This is a genomic window from Nonomuraea fuscirosea (assembly GCF_035917475.1).
Lineage (GTDB): Bacteria > Actinomycetota > Actinomycetes > Streptosporangiales > Streptosporangiaceae > Nonomuraea > Nonomuraea fuscirosea.
Genome location: NZ_CP109074.1, coordinates 1,226,654 through 1,245,573, shown reverse-complemented (window position 1 = coordinate 1,245,573; position 18,920 = coordinate 1,226,654). Strand labels below are relative to the sequence as shown.

Sequence of the window (18,920 nt, the reverse complement as noted above, 5' to 3'; positions counted from 1 at the left end):
ACTGGGATGTCAGGACCAGATCGGCCCCGCGTTGAAAACTGTAGCAGTCTCGCGGGCGTGGAAGGTCCATCTTCGGTAACGAATGGACCTTCCCCTCGTGCGGACTGTTCAAACCCTGAGCGCGGCGAGCTGGGCCTCGAGGCGCGCGATGTCCGCGTCAGCCTGTTCTGCCCTGCCCCTGACCTTGGCCACCACGTCCTGCGGCGCCTTGGCCATGAACTGCTCGTTGCCCAGCTTGGCGGTCGCCTGGGCGGCCTCCTTGCGCGCGACGGCCAGATCCTTCTCCAGCCGCTTGCGCTCGGCCACGACGTCGATGGCGCCCGCGGTGTCGATCTCCACGGTCACCTCCCCCACCGTGAACCGCGCGGTCGCGCTGAACGACTCCTCCGGCTCCGTGAGCCGGAGCAGGGCCCTGATCGCGCTCTCCTGGCCGGCCAGCGGCGTGCCGCCCAGCCCGAGTCGCGCGGCCACCTTCTGGCCCGGCTTGAGCCCCTGGTCCGAGCGGAACCTGCGGACCTCGGTCACCAGCTCCTGCAGCGCCTCGATCTCCGCCTCGGCGCCGGCGTCGGCGTAGCGCGGATCGGCCACCGGCCATGGCGCCACCACGAGCGACTCGCCCCCGGTGACGGCCCGCCACAGCTCCTCGGTCACGAACGGCACCAGCGGATGCAGCAGCCGCAGGATCGCGTCGAGCACGTGGCCGAGCACCAGCCTGGTGTGCTCCAGCCCCTCACCGAGCTGGATCTTCGCCAGCTCCAGGTACCAGTCGCAGACCTCGTCCCACGCGAAGTGGTAGAGCAGGTCCGAGGCCTTGGCGAACTCGAACTCCTCGAACGCCGCGTCGGCCGCCGTGATGACGGTCTGCAGGCGGGACAGGATCCACCGGTCGGCCGCGGTCAACTCGGCGTCGTCGAGCGAGCCGACGGCCGCGCCGTTCATCAGGGCGAAGCGGGTGGCGTTCCAGATCTTGTTGCAGAAGTTGCGTGAGCCGGCCGCCCATTCCTCACTCACCGCCACGTCGGCGCCCGGGTTGGCGCCGCGCAGGAGAGTGAACCGGGTGGCGTCGGCGCCGAAGCGCTCGATCCAGTCGAGGGGGTCGACGACGTTGCCGAACGACTTCGACATCTTCTTGCCGTACTGGTCGCGGACCATGCCGTGCAGGGCGACCACGCGGAACGGCGGTTCGCCGTCCATCGCGTAGAGCCCGAACATCATCATCCGCGCGACCCAGAAGAACAGGATGTCGTAGCCGGTGACCAGCACCGACGTCGGGTAGAAGCGCTCCAGCTCGGGAGTGCGGTCTGGCCAGCCCATCGTCGAGAACGGCCACAGCCCGGAGGAGAACCAGGTGTCGAGGACGTCGGAGTCCTGGGTGTAACCCGCCGGCGGCTCCTCGTCGGGCCCCACGCACACGACCTCGCCGCCGGGCCCGTACCAGACCGGGATGCGATGGCCCCACCACAGCTGCCGGGAGATGCACCAGTCGTGCATGTCGTCGACCCAGTCGAAGTAGCGCTTGGCCAGCTCCGGCGGATGGATGCGGGTGCGCCCGTCGCGCACGGCGTCGCCGGCGGCCTTGGCCAGCGGCGCGACGTTCACGAACCACTGCAGCGAGAGCCTGGGCTCGACCACGGTCTTGCACCGCGAGCAGTGGCCGACCGAGTGCACGTAGGGACGCTTCTCCGCGACGATCCTGCCCTCGGCGCGCAGCGCGGCGACGACGGCGGGGCGGGCCTCGAAGCGGTCGAGCCCCTCGAACGGCCCGTGCGCGGTGATGACGCCGCGCTCGTCCATGACGGTCAGCGACGGCAGCGAATGACGCCGGCCGATCTCGAAGTCGTTGGGGTCATGGGCGGGGGTCACCTTGACCGCGCCGGTGCCGAACGCCGGATCGACGTGCTCGTCGGCGACGACGGGGATCATGCGCCCGGTGAGCGGGACCTCGACCATCGTGCCGACCAGGTGGGCGTAGCGCTCGTCCGAGGGATGCACGGCCACGGCGGTGTCGCCGAGCATGGTCTCGGCGCGCGTGGTGGCCACCACGATCTCGTCGGAGTAGCGGATGGAGACGAGCTCGCCCTCGTCCTCGCTGTGCTCGACCTCGATGTCGGACAGCGCGGTCAGGCAGCGCGGGCACCAGTTGATGATCCGCTCGGCGCGGTAGATCAGGCCCTCGTCGAACAGCTTCTTGAAGATGGTCTGCACGGCGCGCGAGAGGCCGGTGTCCATGGTGAAGCGCTCGCGCGACCAGTCGACGCCGTCGCCGAGCTTGCGCATCTGGCCGAGGATCCGTCCGCCGGACTCCTCCTTCCACTCCCAGACCCGCTCGACGAACGCCTCGCGCCCGAGGTCGTGGCGCGACTTGCCCTGCTTGGCCAGCTCGCGCTCGACGACGTTCTGGGTGGCGATGCCGGCGTGGTCCATGCCGGGCAGCCAGAGCGTCTCGTGGCCGCGCATGCGGGCGCGGCGCGTCAGCGCGTCCTGGATGGAGTGGTCGAGAGCGTGCCCGATGTGCAGCACTCCCGTCACGTTGGGCGGCGGGAGGACGATGCTGTACGGCTCGCGAGAGCTGCCCGGGTCGGCACGGAAGTAGCCTTCGGACACCCAGCGCTCGTAGCTACGGGTCTCGACGTCGGCCGGGGTGTACTGGGTAGGCAGCTCTGGCGTTGTCACAGTGACCAATTCTAGGGAGACGGGAAAGCGGAACGCCCCATGGTTGGTGACCACGGGGCGTCCGGATGAACAGGTGGGCCGCTCAGGCCGACTTCTCGCGTGGTGTGCGCTGCTGCTTGGCGGCGAGCTGGTCACGCGGGACGAGCGTCGGGATCGCGTGCTCCAGGACCGACTCGCGGGTGATGACGACGCGGGCTACGTCTTGCCTCGACGGCACCTCGTACATGACGGACTGGAGCACCTCCTCCAGGATGGCGCGCAGTCCGCGGGCGCCGGTGCCGCGCAGGATGGCCTGGTCGGCGATGGCCTCGAGGGCGCCGTCGGTGAACTCCAGCTCGACACCGTCGAGTTCGAGCAGCTTGCGGTACTGCTTCACCAGCGCGTTGCGCGGCTCGGTGAGGATCTGGATGAGCGCCTCGCGGTCGAGGTTGTGCACCGAGGTGATGACCGGGAGCCGGCCGACGAACTCGGGGATCATGCCGAACTTGAGCAGGTCTTCGGGCATCACGTCGGAGAAGACGTCGACCGTGTCGACCTCTTCCTTCGACCGGATGACGGCGTTGAAGCCGATGCCCTTCTTGCCGATGCGCGACTCGATGATCTTTTCCAGACCGGCGAACGCACCACCGCAGATGAACAGCACGTTGGTGGTGTCGATCTGGATGAACTCCTGGTGCGGGTGCTTGCGGCCGCCCTGCGGAGGCACCGATGCCGTGGTGCCCTCCAGTATCTTCAGCAGCGCCTGCTGCACGCCTTCGCCGGAGACGTCGCGCGTGATCGACGGGTTTTCGCTCTTGCGAGCGATCTTGTCGACCTCGTCGATGTAGATGATGCCGGTCTCGGCCTTCTTGACGTCGTAGTCGGCGGCCTGGATGAGCTTGAGCAGGATGTTCTCGACATCCTCGCCGACGTAGCCGGCCTCGGTCAGCGCGGTGGCGTCGGCGATGGCGAAGGGCACGTTGAGCATCTTCGCCAGGGTCTGCGCCAGCAGCGTCTTGCCCGAGCCGGTCGGGCCGAGCAACAAGATGTTGCTCTTGGCCAGCTCCAGACCGTCGTCTCTGCCCCGGTCACCGGACTGCACCCGCTTGTAGTGGTTGTAGACCGCCACCGAGAGGGCCTTCTTCGCCTTGTCCTGACCGATGACATAGGCGTCGAGGAACTCGTAGATCTCCCTCGGCTTGGGCAGGTTGTCCCACTTGAGCTCGGAGGACTCGGAGAGCTCCTCCTCGATGATCTCGTTGCAGAGATCGATGCACTCATCGCAGATGTAGACGCCTGGACCGGCAATGAGCTTCTTGACTTGCTTCTGACTCTTTCCGCAGAAAGAGCACTTCAGCAGGTCTCCCCCGTCGCCGATGCGTGCCACCCCAGATACTCCTTTGCGTGGGACCGCCCTGCTTGCTCACGCGAGCAGTGTCTCCGGACATTCTCCGGACTAGGCCGAACCGCTCAGGTTTCGACGTTACCGTCTTCTGGGCCCTCAGTGAGCCCCCTAGCGGCGAGTCGCACCGGAACGTGCCCTATTGGGCAGCGCTCCGGCGCGTCACGTCTCGTCTAGGAAGCTACGGCCTGAGCCCGTTTCTTCCTGGACGGGATGATGTCATCGATCAGACCATACGCCTTCGCCTCGTCCGCGTTGAGAATTTTGTCGCGTTCGATGTCTCTGCGGACTTCGGCGGAGGGCTTGCCGGTGTGCCGGGCCACGATGTCCTCCAGCAGCGAGCGCATGCGCAGGATCTCGCGGGCCTGGATCTCGATGTCGCTGCCCTGGCCGCCACCCTCGGTAGACGGCTGGTGGATCAGCACCCGGGCGTTGGGCAGCGCGAAGCGCTTGCCCGGGGTGCCGCCCGCCAGCAGCACGGCCGCGGCCGAGGCGGCCTGGCCGAGGCAGACGGTCTGGATCTCCGGCCGGACGAACTGCATCGTGTCGTAGATCGCCGTCATGGCGGTGAAGGAGCCACCGGGCGAGTTGATGTAGATGCTGATGTCACGGTCGGGATCGAGCGACTCCAGCGTGAGCAGCTGGGCCATCACGTCGTTGGCCGACGCGTCGTCGATCTGCACCCCGAGGAAGATGATGCGGTCCTCGAAGAGCTTGTTGTACGGGTTCATCTCCTTCACGCCGTAGGACGTGCGCTCGACGAAGGAGGGGAGAACGTAACGGCTCTGGATGTTCATGTCAGCTCCCCCTTAGGAGACCGGGCCCGCGGAGGGCACCTGCCGCGCACTGCGCACGACGTGGTCGATGAAGCCGTAGTCCTTGGCCTCCTCGGCCGTGAACCAGCGGTCACGGTCGGAGTCGGCCTCGATCTGCTCCAGCGGCTGCCCCGTGTGGAAGGCGATCCGCTCGGCCAGCGTCTTCTTCACGTAGAGCATCTGCTCCGCCTGGATGGCGATGTCGGCGGCGGTGCCACCGATGCCACCCGACGGCTGGTGCATCATCACCCGGGCGTGCGGCAGGCCGTAACGCTTGCCCGGCGCCCCGGCGGTCAGCAGGAACTGCCCCATGGAGGCGGCCATGCCCATCACCACCGTGGACACGTCGTTGGGCACGTATTCCATCATGTCGTAAATCGCCATGCCCGCACTCACCGAGCCCCCCGGCGAGTTGATGTAGAGCGTGATGTCCCGCTCGGGGTCATCGGCGGCGAGCAGGAGGAGCTCGGCGCAGATGCGGTTGGCGATCTCGTCGTTGACCTCCTGCCCGAGCACGATGATGCGCTCGCGGAGCAGGCGCTGGTAAAGCTGGTCCTCAAGCCGGAAGGACGAGCCGTTCTCACGGCCTCGCGACTCAGGCTGATAGAAGGTCGGCGGGCTGGTCACAGCGTCACCTTCCGATGCGTCGTAATCGATTGGCTTTGCTTGTGACCTTAACGCGCGCCACCCACAGGTCATGCCCGCTCACCCGGGCTGTTCGCTGACGGCGCATGTTCGGGCGAATGTACGGCCGCAGCTCTTTGCGGTGTTTATACAGCTTTCGCCCGGGAAAGCGCGCCCTCTCTGGAGCGCTGAAAGGGCGGTCCCGCGCCCGCGGACGGCTTCCGGGCCGGAGGTTCGCCGTATCGCCTCCGATCCCCTCAGAAGCCCGCTGAGCGCCCCCAGCGCCGCGTAGCCGGCGCCAAGGGCGAGCCCGCGCGACGGAGGCGGGCTCGGGAACGACGAAACCCCCGGACACCAGGATCCGGGGGCTCGCGGGTGGTTCGGCGGAAGCTTACGCCTCGGCCTTGTCGTCGGCCTTCTCCTCGGAGGACTCGTCCTCCTCCTCGACGACCTCGGCACCGTTGATCTCGGTGTAGATGGCCTTGAGGTCGACCTCGTTGCCGTCGCTATCGACGACCTTGGCGGCGTCGCCCAGCACCGACTTGGCCTTGTCGCGGACGATCTCGACCATGGCCAGCGTGAGCTGGTCGTTGTCGGCGAGGTGCTTGGCCAGCTCGTTGGGCTGGACGCCCATCTCCATCGCGCGGCGGACCACGAAGTTGGTCAGCTCCTGCTCGGAGACGCCCAGCTCCTCGGCCTTGACGATCTTGTCGAGCACGAAGCCGACCTTGATCGCCCGGGCGGAGTTGGTCTCGAACTCGGCGAAGCGCTCCTCCTCCGTCGTCTGGTAGAGACGGAAGAAGGCGTCGCGGCTGAGGCCGCTCTCGGCCACCTGGTGGTCGAGGTTGTGCTTGCGGGCGTCGACCTCGGCCTTGAGCGCGCTGTCGGGCAGCGGGATGTCGATCTTGTCGAGCACCGCGTCGAGCGCGTTCTCGCGGGCCTGCACGACCTGGTCGATCAGCTTGTTGCGGCGGGCCTGCTCGCGGATGCTGTTCTTCAGCTCCTCCAGCGTGTCGAACTCGCTGGCCAGCTGGGCGAACTCGTCGTCGAGCTCGGGCAGGACCTTCTCCTTGACCGACTTGACGTTGATGATCACGTCGGCCTCCTCGCCGGCGTTCTCGCCGCCGACGAGCTCGGTCTTGAAGGTCTTCTCCTCGCCCGCGGACATGCCCTCGAGCGCGTCGTCGAGGCCCTGCAGCACGGAGCCGGCGCCGACCTCGTAGGAGACCTCGTTGGCCTGCTGCTCCTCGATGTTCTCGCCGTTGATCTCGGCGCGCAGGTCCATGACGACGAAGTCGCCGCCGGTCGCGGCGCGCTCCACGCCGGTCAGCGTGGCGAAACGCTGGCGCAGGGCGTCGAGCTGGCTGTCCACGTCCTCGTCGGAGACCTCGGCGGAGTCGACCGTGACCTCGACGCCCGCGTAGTCGGGCACCTCGAAGTTGGGCCGGATGTCGACCTCGGCGGTGAACTCGATCTGCTCGCCGTCGTCGATCCTCGTGACCTCGATGTCAGGCTGGCTGACCGGGAAGACGTCGACCTCGTCGACGGCCTGGCCGTACAGCTTGGGCACGGCGTCGTTGAGGGTCTCCTCCAGCACTACCGCCCGGCCGAAGCGCTGCTCGATGATGCGGGCCGGAACCTTGCCAGGCCGGAACCCGGGGACGCGCACCTGCTGCGCGACCTTCTTGTACGCCGCATCCATGCTCGGGCGCAGCTCGTCGAACGGCACCTCGACAGTGAGCTTGACCCGGGTCGGGCTGAGCTCCTCGACAGCGGTCTTCACGGGAATGGTCTCCTTGATCAAGCTACGAGTGATCGCGGGCGCGTCCATCGGTACGGCTCACGCGCCGCGCCCACATAAAGCGCTGGGCATGCTCCGCCACGGCGGGTTCCAACGCCGATGGCCAGTCTAGGGCAGATGCGTACCCAACCACGACGCCGCCGCGTTCAGAACTCGTCCGCGATCGTCCTCAGCAGCTCGATCGTCTCATCCGGAGTGGTGCTCACGGCGCACAGCCGCTCCATCACCTCGGTGTATCGGTCCACGTCCTCACGCTTGTCAAGATAGAGCGCGCTCGCCAGCTGTTCCACATACACCACGTCGGGCAGATCGCTGTCGGGGAAGCGCAGGATGCTGAACGCGCCGCCCTCCGCGCTGTGCCCGCCGAAGCTGAACGGCATGATCTGAATCGTGATGCTGGACTGGCGCATCAGATCGATGAGGTGCTCCAGCTGGGCCCGCATCACTTCGGCGCCGCCGATCGGCCGCCGCAGCGCCGCCTCGTCGATCACCGCCCAGAAGATCGGCCCGTCCGGCCTGTCCAGCATCCTCTGGCGCTCCAGCCGGAGATCCACCCTCCTGGCGATCTCCTCCGCCGCGATCCCCGCCGAACCGGCGGTCACGACGGCCCTTGCGTACTCCTTGGTCTGCAGCAGTCCTGGCACGAACTGGACCTCGTAGGTCCTGATCCTGGCGGCGGCCTCTTCAAGGCCGACGTACGCCTGGAACCACGTGGGCAGGACGTCGTTGAACCGGTGCCACCAGCCAGGCTCGTTGGCGGTGGTCACCAGGTCGAGCACGGCGGAGCGGGCCTGGTCGTCGACCACCCCGTACAGGGTCAGCAGGTCCGCCACGTCGCGTTCTTTGAACCCCACCCGGCCGAGTTCCATTCGGCTGATCTTGGATTCCGACCCCCTGATGAGGTGGCCGGCCTCCTCACGAGTGACGTTCTTCGCTTCCCTGAGCTTGCGCAGCTGGGAGCCCAGGAGGATGCGCAGCGCCGTCGGCCCGGAACCCGGCTGGTTCTGCGTCACTTTGCCTCCTATCAAGGTCCGCACACACAGTGACACCACATTGCCGGGTATGACAAGGTCTCAACCTCGTGTCCGATTCGGATACCTATGCGCCAAAACGCCGCTTGCTCCTGCACATTGCAACTGCACGTGCATTTGGGTCTTGCAGGTGCAGCGTTCGTAACCCATGATGGCTTAGTGCATATTGGGCCAAACATGCACTAACCAAGGTTGAACGGGGAGGTATCAGCGGCATGGTGGAGGATCCTCTGGCCACTGCCGACTGCCTCCAGATCACGCGTGACGTGGGCTTCGACCGTCTGCTCATGGGCGGTAAGCCGGGCACTACCGCGTGTCCGCTGCCTTTCCAGGCCGACTCGGTCAAGACCGCCAGGGATGTGACCCGCTCGACGCTGCGCGCGTGGGGCCTGCACGACCTGAGCGACGACGCCGCGCTGGTGGTGTCGGAGCTGGTGACGAACGCGGTCAGGTACGCGATGTACGCCGCCGGGCGTCGTGAGATCGAATTGTTGCTGATGCGGGTCGCCCCGCACGTGCTGCTCGCGGTGGCCGACCCCAGCGACGAGGTGCCGCGGCCCAAGGAGCCCGACTTCATCTCCGAGAACGGGCGCGGCCTCTACATCGTCGAGACCTACAGCCAGTGCTGGGGATGGGACCCGCTGGCCCGCGGCGGCAAGGCCGTCTGGGCGCTGTTCCGCGCCGACGGCTGAGGCCCGCTCGCTTTCACGCCGGCGGCTGAGGTCCGGTCGCTTTCAACCCATCGTCCTCGCGTCAGCCGCCCATTGTCCTCGCGTCAGTCGCCCGTCGCGCCGTCGATCCGCTCGCGCAGCAGATCCGCGTGACCGTTGTGCCGCGCGTACTCCTCGATCACGTGCACCAGGACGTAGCGGTGCGAGCACTCCCGCCCGTTGCGGTCGCCCACCGCGTCCAGTGACTTGGCCGCGGAGATGGCCCGCGCCCGCTCGATCTCCTCCTGCCACACCTCGAACGCCTCCTTGACCGAGGCGGTGTCCACGTCGTTGAAGTCGGCGTCGTTGTCGCGGTCCTTGTCCCAGAGCTTGGGCAGGTCCTCGCCGTCGAGCACGCGGCGGAACCAGGACTGTTCGACGTGGGCCATGTGCCTGACCAGGCCCAGCAAAGACAGGGACGAAGGTGGCGCCGAACGCACGCGCAGCTGCTCGTCCGACAGGCCCGCGCATTTGAAGGCCAGGGTCGCGCGGTGCCATTCGAGCCAGTTGCCGAGCACGGTTCGTTCGTCACCGGTGAGGGGAGGGGGAATCCGGGTGTCTTTCACGGAGCCCGACCCTACCGGCGCCCGTCCGGTGTTCCGCCTGGAGGATGCGAGAGGCCTCGGCGCGTACGGTGTCGTCCCCGACGTTGGCCACGAAGTCCTCCGGGGTGTCCCCGCACACGTGGCGCAGGGACGAGGAAGCGTCCAGGAGGGACTGGACGAGGGCTCTCTGGGACGTGAGGCGGCGCGGCCGGCCGTGGCCGTCGGCGACGCAACCGTGCCTGCCCTCGTACACGAAGACCCCGGTCAGCGGCGCGCCCGCGGCCACGACGACCCGGGCGGCCAGGCGGCGGCGTACATAGTTGGGCTCGGTGAGGTCGAGCGCGGCGAGCTGCTCCTCGTTCAGCCAGAGCACGAAGAGCCCTGCGGTCTCGCCGGGCGCCGCGATCGGCGCGGCCGGCACGTATCCCCACCTGCTCACGTGCGCGGAGACGCCAGGGACGACGCCGGTCACGTCCGCGGCCGTCATGGGGACGAGCGGGCGTACACCGTGATCGCGGAACTTCGCGCGCAGCTGGCCGGGGGCGGCGTTGGAGCCGACCGCGACGACGCGGTGGCGGCCGCGCATCGGCTCGGCTCCCTCGCGCGCGAGCAGCGCGCCGAGGCTCACGCCGTCCGCCCGCCACCGGTCCTGCTCGCCGCCCTCCACTCTCAGCGGTACGTACGCGTCGTCCATCAGGACGCCCGAGCCGGCGGGGACGCGGCCGGGGTAGGTGAGCGGGCGGGCCATCGGATCATCGGCGAAGAGGTCCACGGCCCCACCTTGCCCCACCCCGCCCACCCCCGTCCTGTGACCGGCTCGTCCCGCGACCGGATCACCGGGCGACTCACCAGCCGTCTTCCTGGCCGTCTCCCTGGCCGTCTCACCGGCCGTCTCTCCGGCCGTCTCTCCGGCCGGAGACCGCCGCCCACAAACGCGCCGTACCGTCCCTGCGCCCCCAGGCGACGACGGCGCACAGCACGAGCACGGTCAGCGGCAGGAAGACGCCGCCCCCGGACACGAACGCCTCCACCAGCGCCGCGCACGCCGTCAGCCCCACGAACGCCAGCCCCGCCGCCCCGGCCAGCCGCGGCACCAGCAGCGCCACCGCCCCGGCCACCTCCAGCGCCCCGGTCAGGTTCCTGAACCAGCCGCCCCACCCGATCGCCGCGAACGTGGACGCGGCCGGCTCGGCGTTGCCGAACTTGCCCAGGGCCGACATGAGGAAGAACCCGGCCAGGACGATCTGCAGCCCCCACAGGGCGATGTTCCCGACCCGGCCGATGGCGCCGCGTCGCGTCGAGGTAGTCATGCTGTGCCGCCTCCTGGATGATCGAACGGTCCTTCCGACGCTAGGAAAGCGGCCCCCTCCCCCACCATCGGGCCAGCTGCCGTACCGACCTGCACCTAGGTACACCCTCACGCTCCTTCATGGTCATCGCGGTGGTCGCCGCGCTTGCCACGCGGTGCCGTTCGTGGGTCCTCCCGGCGGGATGGCGGGGCGGCGCCACGGCGCCACCTCTCGTCTGCTGGTGTCACCCGTGCTCGCGTCTCGCGATGCGATGACCTGTGCGGGAGGCCGAGTGGATCAAATGTGCCTATTGATGAACCTTTCCGATTTAAAGACACATTAGACCGATTGACTACCTTAAGTATCAGGAATATCACTTTCTGTGACTTTCGATCGATCCTGATCGGAGCCCAAGAAAGATAGAGGAGCGCAAGATGAAGGCACGTCAGATGAGCGGGGCATGCGCCGCGGCCGTCGCCCTGCTCGCGGTCGGGGCGATCACGGGTCCCGGCGCGGCGATGGCCGATGACCGTCAGTCGCCGAACGTGTTCACGGTGTGCGGCACCGGTCCGGTATACCGCTCTGCCCACGTCCACATCGACACCAAGTGCTACATAAAGATCAGCGTCGAACGGTCCAGGCGCATGCAGCACAGCGCCGACCACACCGCCGACGACGTCATGCTGGAGAACATGGGCGCACCGGACGACCAGTGAGCCCCTCCTGCCAAGGGGGACACCCCAGCGCGCCGGCAGGGCGCCGGGCCCGCGGCTCGTCGCCCTGCACATAACCCCCGGAAACACGAAACAGCCGTCCCCCGGTCGTGCACCAGGAAGAGGTGTACGACCGGGGGCGGCCCCCGCGATGCCTGGCGCCCCTGCCACAGCCGTGCCGACTCCGGCACGTGCTCGCCCACCACCGTCCAGCCGACGGCCACATCGCCCGACGTGATCCTGCGGCCCCGGGCGGGGAGACAGGCAGCGGTAAGGCCCTGTCTCACCGAAGTGAAACAGGACCTTGACGTGTATCTCTCTGTCGGGGCGACAGGATTTGAACCTGCGACTTCTTGCTCCCAAAGCCACTTGATCGTGATCCCGAAGGGGCCAACGACGGGGCTCTGCCTGCAGAAACAGTCAGACAAGGTCCGTGAACGTCCGCGCTCGCACGCCTCGATCGTCACCCAGTTGGTCACCCGCACCGCAGCACTTGAAAGGGCCGGCTCATCCTTGCCCGCAGTCTGCCGACCAGGTCCCGACGTTCTCGGCTTCGATGGCATGTCGGGCGAGCCCTCTCATCCGGTGGCAAGGACCGACGGAGTCGGTCCGCGGCAGCCGATCGCCCCAGCCACGTACGGTGAGCAAAGAAGTCAGCGATCGTCACGGCCTCGGCCATTCCGGCGCGGTGCATCACGGCCGTAATCCCAGCCAAAGCGCATGGATGCCAACTCGCCTTGCAGCACGCCCCTGAGCAGGGTGAAGGAGGGAGGCGGGCCGTTTCTTAAATGGACTTGACCCACGAGCGAGCCACCTTGGGCGGCATGGCGAGTTCGTCCTGGACGAGCTGTATTGCCTGCTCTTCGTGACCGCGCACCTTGAGTTGCCGAACGCGGCCCACGAGTTCCGTGGCCCTTAAAGCGTCCGTGTACTTGAGTACGCGACGCTGCCGGAAGGACTGGACCAGCTTGAAGATGAAAAAGATCCAGAATGCGATGAAGATCGCGGCGATCAGCCCCGGGACGACGACGGGGATCAGATCAGTGAGGCTGGACATGGCGTGATCTTAGATGAGACAGGTCGGACGACTGGGCCGCTACAAGCCCTCTGGTTATGGCGACGTTTGATGGTGCGGCGGGGTGGCCGGGCGGGACCGGCCCGGAGAGGCCGCACGCCCGCCCGGACCGCCCGGCCGCCCGCCGCCCATCGGGCGGCGGCTTGATGACGTAGGGAAGGTTTGAATCACGCCTCGCCCTGCGAGCTTGCCGATCTTGCCCTGCTACTGCTGCTCGACCAGCGCGCCGTGATCGACTGGCTGGCCTACGTATCCGGACCTTGCAGATCATCAGGTCATGCCTGAACCGCTCGGTCAAGCGGGCGATGGCCCGCGACAAGGTCAAGCGGAACGTCGTCGAGCTCTGTGGAAAGGCCGGCCGACCGTCCAAGGCCCTGACGTACGCCCAGGCGACCGCGATCCTGACCGCCTCGGAGGGGTCACGGACGCACGCCTTCGTGGTGGTCTCGCTGCTCACCGGAGCACGCACGGAGGAACTCCGAGCGCTGACGTGGGACCACGTCGACCTGGAGGGAACACCGGACGCCGCTCCTCCTGTGCCGCCTCACGTCGCGGTGTGGCGGTCCGTCCGAGCGGGAGGAGACACCAAGACCCGGAAGTCCCGGCGCACGCTCGCACTGCCGAGACGCTGCGTCGACGTACTCCGGCTGCACCGGGACGAGCAACGCAGGGAGCAGGGCGACACGTGGCGTCCTGACGGACTGGTCTTCGCCTCGGCGGCCGGAACACCCTTGGACGCCTCCAACGTCCGCTGTGCCTTCCGCAACGTCGTCAGAGACGTTCCGGGACTCGACCCGGCACAGTGGACGCCACGGGAGCTGCGCCACAGCTTCGTCTCGCTGCTCTCGGACAACGGCATCCCGCTGGAGGAGATCTCCCGGCTCGTCGGCCACAGCAGCACAGCCGTCACGGAAGCGGTCTACCGGAAGCAGATCCGGCCCGTACTCCAGGCCGGTGCCGTGGTCATGGACCGCATCTTCGAGGGCGGTTCGGAGCCTTAGTCACTCACTTAGTCACGCAGAAGGCCCCTTCCGATTCGGAAGGGGCCGTCGAGCTGGTCGGGGCGACAGGATTTGAACCTGCGACTTCTTGCTCCCAAAGCAAGCGCGCTGCCAAGCTGCGCCACGCCCCGTCTCGTCGAGTGCGCATGCGGTCCGCGACTCCGGTACGCTTTTGCCCTGACGACCGGATGAAGTCTAGACCAGAGTTCGACCGGTTCGCGCGGACGTAGCTCAATGGTAGAGCCCTAGTCTTCCAAACTAGCTACGCGGGTTCGATTCCCGTCGTCCGCTCTCAGGTGGTGCAAGGCCAGGTCAGCCGCGTTTCGGAGGCCTGGCCTTCGTCGTCTCCCGGGCTGGCGAGGATCCGTAGGTCTCCAGGGTCGCGCGGGCGATGGTGTCGATCCGGTCGCCGTACGCCGCGTGTCCGTCCGTGAGGAAGCTGTCGTCGTGGAAGGGCAGGTCGCTGAACGTGGCGCGGAAGCCGCCGGCGGGCCGGGTCGCGGGAAGCGGGGCGTACGGGGCCAGCGGGCCAGGGTCGTCGGTGACGCGGGCTCTGTGGTTGTTGCGGGCCACGCGGTAGGCCTGGAGGCGGGTCAGGGCGTCGAGGCCCTTGTCGGCGTAGAACTGCAGCAGGCGGTACTGGCCGTCGAGATACGCGCCGGGGCCGGCAGGCGGATGTTGCAGGAGGTAGGCGCAGACCACGACCGCGTGCCAGCGGTACATCTCCGGGTCGCGCTGCTCCTCGGACAGCACCTCGTGGTAGTAGTCCGCGCAGACGCCGAGCGGGCCGGCGGTCGCGCCGCAGTCGCAGTGACTCATGGCGGGCAATCTAGGCGGCGCCCGGCCGCGCTGTCGAAGGCTTTCCGTGCGCTCGTAAGCTGAGGGAGATGCGTGCGCGACCGATCTCCCGTGAGGCCCTCGTCGAGGAACTGGCCGAGCTGATCTCCGCCGGACCGCCGGGTTCGTGGGTGCGGGTGGCCGTGGACGGCGCCCCCGCCGCGCGGCCCGGGTCACTCGCCGACGACCTGGTCGCGCCGCTGCGCCTGCGCGGGCGGCCGGTGCTGCGGGTGTCGGCCGGCGACTTCCTGCGGCCCGCCTCGCTCCGGCTGGAGTACGGCAGGACGGATCCCGACGCCTTCTACGACGACTGGCTGGACGCCGGGGCGCTGCGCAGGGAGGTGCTGGAGCCGCTGGATCCAGGAGGGTCGGGGCGGGTGCTGCCGGCGCTGTGGGACAGCGCGATCGACCGGGCGTACCGGGTGCCGTACGAGGAGCTGGCTCCCGGCGGGGTGGTCCTGCTCGACGGGACGCTGCTGCTGGGGCGGGGGCTGGCGTTCGAGGTGAGCGTGCACCTGTGGCTGTCGCCCGGCGCGCTCGAACGCGGCACGCCCGAGGACGAGAGGTGGCGGCTGCCCGCCTACCGGCGCTACGAGCGGGAGGTGCGGCCGCAGGAGACGGCGGACGTAGTCGTACGGGCCGATCATCCGCGGCGGCCGGCCGTCCTGGTCGAAAACGCGGCCGGAACCTGATCAGCCACCGGGAAGAGCCGTGGTGGCCGCCTCGGAAGGGGAAGGTCGGCGGCCACCCGGCCGTCATCGCGCGGTAGGGCGCTTGCCGTGGTTCGCCTTCTTCTTCTTGCGTGCCTTGCCCTTGCGTGCGCGCCTGGCCATGAGCTCGCCTCCCGGTGATCGAGAACGGGTGATCCGGTACGGGCATGAGTTCCCAACGTCTCTCCCCGCGCTGACCAGCGCAAGTGGTCCCGGCGAACTAACATTCCCCAACAATTCCGTGTCATAATTTGGTGGAATCTGTTGGAAGGAGCGGGCGTGCTCGCACAGCAGCGTCAGCAGGCGATTCTCGAACGCGTGCGCAGCCACGGCGGCGTCCGGGTGGCCGATCTCGTACGCGAGCTCGGCGTCTCCGACATGACGATCCGCCGGGACCTGGAGGTGCTCGCCGAACGCGGGCTCCTGGAGAAGGTGCACGGCGGCGCGACCGCGCTCGGCCCCGGATCGACCGAGGAGCCGGGCTTCACCGCCAAGTCCGCCCGCCAGCAGCAAGAGAAGGAGGCCATCGCGCGGCAGGCGGCGGGCCTCGTCCGGCCCGGCACGGCCGTGGCGCTGTCGGCGGGGACGACCACGTGGGCGCTGGCCCATCATCTGATCGGCGTGCCCGACCTGACCGTGATCACCAATTCGATCCCGGTCGCGGAGGTCTTCCACCGCAACCCGCGCGCCGATCGCACCGTGGTGCTGACCGGCGGGGTGCGTACGCCGTCCGACGCGCTGGTGGGGCCGGTCGCGGTGGCGGCGATCCGGCGGCTGCACGTGGACACGCTCTTCCTCGGCGTGCACGGGATGAGCGTGCGGGCCGGGTTCACCACGCCCAACCTGCTGGAGTCGGAGACCGACAGGGAGCTGGTGACGGCGGCGACCCGGCTGGTCGTCCCGGCCGACCACACGAAGTGGAACACGGTCGGCATCAGCACCATCGCCGAGCTGAGCGAGGCCCACGTGGTCATCAGCGACGCGGGGCTGCCCGAGGACGCACGCACGGACCTGGCCGAACGGGCCGGGCAATTGATCATCGCGGAGGGCTCGCAGTGAAGCGCACCATCACCCACCTGGCCGACGGCCGAGAGCTGATCTACTTCGACCGGCGCGACGACGCCGACAGGAGCGCGATCGACCGGCGGCCGCTCGACCCCCGGCCGGTGGCCTCCGAGTTGCGCTACGACCCGCTGACCGAGGAGTGGATCGCGGTCGCCGGGCACCGGCAGACGCGGACGTTCCTGCCGACCGGCGGCGCGTCCGAGTGCCCGCTGTGCCCGTCGACGGACGAGCGGTCGACGGAGATCCCGTCGTACGACTACGACGTGGTGGTGTTCGAGAACCGCTTCCCCTCTTTCTCCACAAATTTCGGGACTTATCAGGAAGTGGGCGGGCTGAGTGAGGTCCGTCCGGGTGTGGGGAGGTGTGAGGTGGTGTGCTTCACCTCCGACCACTCCTCCTCCTTCTCCCGGCTCTCCGACGCCCAGGTGGAGCTGGTCATGGAGGCGTGGGCCGACCGCACGGCCGAGCTGTCCGGGATCGAGGGCGTGGAGCAGGTCTTCTGTTTCGAGAACCGGGGCGAGGAGATCGGCATCACGCTCGCGCATCCGCACGGCCAGATCTACGCCTACCCGTACGTCACGCCCAAGACCAAGCTGCAACTCGGCGCGGCTGCCCGCCATCGGGGGCCGGGCAACCTCTTCGCCGACGTGCTGGCCGCCGAGCGGGAGGCGGGGACTCGGGTGGTGGCCGCCAACGAGCTGTGGACGGCTTTCGTGCCGGCCGCCGCCCGCTGGCCGTTCGAGGTGCACGTGTATCCGCACCGGCAGGTGCCCGATCTGGCGGCGCTCACGGAGGAGGAGCGGGCGGCGTTCGCCCCCCTCTACACCTCGGTGCTGCGGGCCTTCGACGGGCTGTTCGGCGTGGTGATGCCGTACATCTCGGCCTGGCACCAGGCGCCCGTACGCCAGGACAGGGAGCTGGCGTACCTGCACCTGGAGCTGTTCAGCATCCGGCGGGCGCCGAACAAGCTGAAGTTCCTGGCCGGCTCGGAGTCGGCGATGGGCGCCTTCGTCAACGACGTGCTGCCGGAGGAGGCGGCGCTCATGCTTCGGTCACAGGTAGATCACTAATTGATTTCTGCTTAAGGTCGCATGACTCGTGATCTACCACTAATATCCCCATAAGCACCGGCCACAACAGCCGTAGCTTGCCTAATCCCGGGCGCGTGGCCCGGGAGCCGGGGACCCGAAACCGCACCTGGGGTGAATCCGCTTCGGTGGTAGGGCGCACTCCCATGCCCGAACCCGTCAGCTAACCCGGCCGGCAGAGGGAGAGGAACACCTACGTGGCGGCTTCGTCCCCCGCGACTCTTGCCATCGGTCTGATCACCGCCGCCGCCGTCGCCGTCATGCCGGCGATGCCGGCGTCCGCGGCCCCCAAACCCTCGGAGGCGAAGCTCCGGGCGCAGCTCAAACAGCTCAACACCAAGGTCGACAAGCTCATCGAGAAGTACAATCTCAAGCGCGTCGAGCTGGCCAAGGCCCAGCAGGCCGCCGAGGCGGCCAAGGCCAGGGTGGCCGCCGCCGAGCAGACGCTGGTCACGGCCCAGCAGCGGGTCGCCGAGATCGCCCGCCTGCGCTACCAGAACGCCGATCCGTCGCTGCCCGTCTTCCTGACCCCCGAGAACGGCAGCAGCGCCGCCATGCTCGAACAGCTGACGGCCGAGCAGCAGGCGATCGTGCAGAGCGTGGCCAAGGCCAAGGACGACAAAGTGAAGGCGAGCAAGGAGGCCGCCGCGCTGGCGACCAAGATCAAGACCGACGCGGCCGCGGTGGACGAGCAGCGCGACGACGCCGAGGACCTCATCGACGACATCGAGGACAAGCTCAAGGACCTGGTGCCGTTCGGGTCGGGCCGCAACTCCGACGGCTCGTGGGCGCCCCAGTTGCCGTCCGGCGCCGAGCACATCACCCCGCGTACCCAGCTGATGAAGGAGCAGGTGGCGAAGAACTTCGCGCTGCCGTTCTCCGTCGGCTGCTTCCGCGCGGGCTCCAGCGGCGAGCACCCACTGGGCCGGGCCTGCGACTTCATGATGAGCACGGGCGGCTCGATGCCGTCGGCCGCCAACAACGCCCTCGGCGACCGGCTCGCGGACTGGGCGCTGGCGAACAAGGGCAAGCTGGGCGTCAAGTACGTGATCTGGAAGCAGCGGATCAACCAGGGATCGGGCTGGCGCACAATGTCCGACCGCGGCAGCATCACCGAGAACCACTACGACCACGTGCACATCTCGATGAACTGAAAAGGGGACGAATAGCATCTGATGAGCTATTCGCGCTCTTGAAGAAGGCGTTTTAGCCGGTCGTCGGTCTGCAGGGTGACGCACTCCAACGGGTCTCAGTGGAGGGTGCCGCACACCTGGTGCTCGTGGACGGTGTCGTGGTGCCGTTGCACCCGCAGGACGCGGTGTTCACCGGGATGCTGACGGAGTGGGAGCGGCAGCAGCGGGCGCGGCTGCCGGCGGCCTCGACGATCAAGACGCGGGTGGATCTGGTGCGGCGGTTCGCGGCATTCACGGCAAAGGTAACCTGCTCCGACTGCGGCGAGCCGGCGCCGCCCGTCGTGGTTCCGGACGGCCGCAGCGACACCAACCGCGTCCTCTGCTCCCGGTGCTATGCACGTCCTCGTCGCCCCTGCGGGGTCTGCGGAC

At 68.2% G+C, this 18,920-nt stretch carries 19 protein-coding genes, 2 tRNA genes and 1 riboswitch; of the genes, 8 read left to right on the top strand and 13 right to left on the bottom strand.

Annotation, left to right across the window (positions count from 1 at the left end):
* Positions 1-108: 108 nt before the first annotated feature.
* From OIE67_RS05600 to OIE67_RS05575, 6 genes are all read right to left on the bottom strand, one after another.
* Complete coding sequence (locus OIE67_RS05600; protein WP_326637298.1) at positions 109-2,673, bottom strand: valine--tRNA ligase; 2,565 nt, start codon at positions 2,671-2,673, stop codon at positions 109-111.
* Positions 2,674-2,755: 82 nt separating this feature from the next.
* A complete protein-coding gene (clpX, locus tag OIE67_RS05595; protein WP_106253530.1) occupies positions 2,756-4,039 on the bottom strand; it encodes an ATP-dependent Clp protease ATP-binding subunit ClpX in 1,284 nt (427 codons plus the stop codon).
* 188 nt (positions 4,040-4,227) lie between these two features.
* Positions 4,228-4,851: an ATP-dependent Clp protease proteolytic subunit gene (locus tag OIE67_RS05590; protein WP_326637296.1), complete on the bottom strand. Its 624-nt coding sequence runs from the start codon at positions 4,849-4,851 to the stop codon at positions 4,228-4,230.
* A gap of 12 nt (positions 4,852-4,863) precedes the next feature.
* On the bottom strand, positions 4,864-5,496 hold the full coding sequence (locus tag OIE67_RS05585) for a ClpP family protease (protein WP_106253533.1): 633 nt from the start codon (positions 5,494-5,496) through the stop codon (positions 4,864-4,866).
* A 388-nt stretch (positions 5,497-5,884) separates the two neighbouring features.
* Positions 5,885-7,276 (bottom strand): trigger factor, encoded by a 1,392-nt coding sequence (gene tig, locus OIE67_RS05580; protein WP_326637293.1) that lies wholly within the window; start codon positions 7,274-7,276, stop codon positions 5,885-5,887.
* A gap of 164 nt (positions 7,277-7,440) precedes the next feature.
* On the bottom strand, positions 7,441-8,307 hold the full coding sequence (locus tag OIE67_RS05575; protein WP_106253535.1) for a helix-turn-helix domain-containing protein: 867 nt from the start codon (positions 8,305-8,307) through the stop codon (positions 7,441-7,443).
* 233 nt (positions 8,308-8,540) lie between these two features.
* Between OIE67_RS05575 and OIE67_RS05570 the strand changes: the two genes are divergently transcribed.
* Complete coding sequence (locus tag OIE67_RS05570; RefSeq protein ID WP_106253536.1) at positions 8,541-9,017, top strand: ATP-binding protein; 477 nt, start codon at positions 8,541-8,543, stop codon at positions 9,015-9,017.
* A gap of 83 nt (positions 9,018-9,100) precedes the next feature.
* On the opposite strand, the gene OIE67_RS05565 is transcribed toward OIE67_RS05570, so the two are convergent.
* The 3 genes from OIE67_RS05565 to OIE67_RS05555 form a co-directional block, all read right to left on the bottom strand.
* Complete coding sequence (locus OIE67_RS05565) at positions 9,101-9,601, bottom strand: DinB family protein (protein WP_326637288.1); 501 nt, start codon at positions 9,599-9,601, stop codon at positions 9,101-9,103.
* Complete coding sequence (locus OIE67_RS05560) at positions 9,564-10,352, bottom strand: hypothetical protein (RefSeq protein WP_326637286.1); 789 nt, start codon at positions 10,350-10,352, stop codon at positions 9,564-9,566. The genes OIE67_RS05565 and OIE67_RS05560 overlap by 38 nt, the downstream gene beginning before the upstream one ends.
* A gap of 109 nt (positions 10,353-10,461) precedes the next feature.
* Positions 10,462-10,890 (bottom strand): DoxX family protein, encoded by a 429-nt coding sequence (locus OIE67_RS05555; protein ID WP_326637284.1) that lies wholly within the window; start codon positions 10,888-10,890, stop codon positions 10,462-10,464.
* Positions 10,891-11,303: 413 nt separating this feature from the next.
* On the opposite strand from OIE67_RS05555, the gene OIE67_RS05550 reads away from it, so the two are divergent.
* Positions 11,304-11,585, top strand: coding sequence for a hypothetical protein (locus tag OIE67_RS05550; RefSeq protein ID WP_326637282.1), 282 nt, complete (start codon positions 11,304-11,306; stop codon positions 11,583-11,585).
* Positions 11,586-12,366: 781 nt separating this feature from the next.
* Here the strand turns inward: OIE67_RS05550 and OIE67_RS05545 are convergent.
* Positions 12,367-12,639, bottom strand: a complete 273-nt coding sequence (locus OIE67_RS05545; RefSeq protein WP_326637280.1) for a hypothetical protein — start codon at positions 12,637-12,639, stop codon at positions 12,367-12,369.
* Positions 12,640-12,917: 278 nt separating this feature from the next.
* On the opposite strand from OIE67_RS05545, the gene OIE67_RS05540 reads away from it, so the two are divergent.
* Positions 12,918-13,658, top strand: a complete 741-nt coding sequence (locus tag OIE67_RS05540) for a tyrosine-type recombinase/integrase (RefSeq protein WP_326637278.1) — start codon at positions 12,918-12,920, stop codon at positions 13,656-13,658.
* A 54-nt stretch (positions 13,659-13,712) separates the two neighbouring features.
* On the opposite strand, the gene OIE67_RS05535 is transcribed toward OIE67_RS05540, so the two are convergent.
* Positions 13,713-13,789: transfer RNA gene (locus OIE67_RS05535), tRNA-Pro, on the bottom strand.
* An 89-nt stretch (positions 13,790-13,878) separates the two neighbouring features.
* On the opposite strand from OIE67_RS05535, the gene OIE67_RS05530 reads away from it, so the two are divergent.
* Positions 13,879-13,949, top strand: a tRNA-Gly gene (locus OIE67_RS05530).
* 21 nt (positions 13,950-13,970) lie between these two features.
* Here the strand turns inward: OIE67_RS05530 and OIE67_RS05525 are convergent.
* Positions 13,971-14,477, bottom strand: coding sequence for a DUF5946 family protein (locus tag OIE67_RS05525; protein WP_326637276.1), 507 nt, complete (start codon positions 14,475-14,477; stop codon positions 13,971-13,973).
* Positions 14,478-14,545: 68 nt separating this feature from the next.
* Here OIE67_RS05525 and OIE67_RS05520 point away from each other — a divergent pair, with 68 nt between their 5' ends.
* Positions 14,546-15,187, top strand: a complete 642-nt coding sequence (locus OIE67_RS05520; RefSeq protein ID WP_326637273.1) for a nucleoside/nucleotide kinase family protein — start codon at positions 14,546-14,548, stop codon at positions 15,185-15,187.
* 63 nt (positions 15,188-15,250) lie between these two features.
* Here the strand turns inward: OIE67_RS05520 and OIE67_RS55360 are convergent, their stop codons facing one another.
* Positions 15,251-15,328 carry a 50S ribosomal protein bL37 gene (locus OIE67_RS55360; RefSeq protein ID WP_371252575.1) on the bottom strand — a complete coding sequence of 26 codons (78 nt, stop codon included), beginning with the start codon at positions 15,326-15,328 and terminating at the stop codon, positions 15,251-15,253.
* 156 nt (positions 15,329-15,484) lie between these two features.
* Here OIE67_RS55360 and OIE67_RS05515 point away from each other — a divergent pair, with 156 nt between their 5' ends.
* The 3 genes from OIE67_RS05515 (at position 15,485) to OIE67_RS05505 (ending at position 18,512) form a co-directional block, all read left to right on the top strand.
* Positions 15,485-16,264 (top strand): DeoR/GlpR family DNA-binding transcription regulator, encoded by a 780-nt coding sequence (locus OIE67_RS05515; protein ID WP_106238343.1) that lies wholly within the window; start codon positions 15,485-15,487, stop codon positions 16,262-16,264.
* A complete protein-coding gene (gene galT / locus OIE67_RS05510; protein WP_326637269.1) occupies positions 16,261-17,340 on the top strand; it encodes a galactose-1-phosphate uridylyltransferase in 1,080 nt (359 codons plus the stop codon). The genes OIE67_RS05515 and galT overlap by 4 nt, the downstream gene beginning before the upstream one ends.
* Before the next feature lie 68 nt (positions 17,341-17,408).
* Positions 17,409-17,550: riboswitch (cyclic di-AMP (ydaO/yuaA leader) on the top strand.
* 5 nt (positions 17,551-17,555) lie between these two features.
* Positions 17,556-18,512 (top strand): coiled-coil domain-containing protein, encoded by a 957-nt coding sequence (locus tag OIE67_RS05505; protein WP_326637267.1) that lies wholly within the window; start codon positions 17,556-17,558, stop codon positions 18,510-18,512.
* The last annotated feature ends 408 nt before the right edge of the window (positions 18,513-18,920 follow it).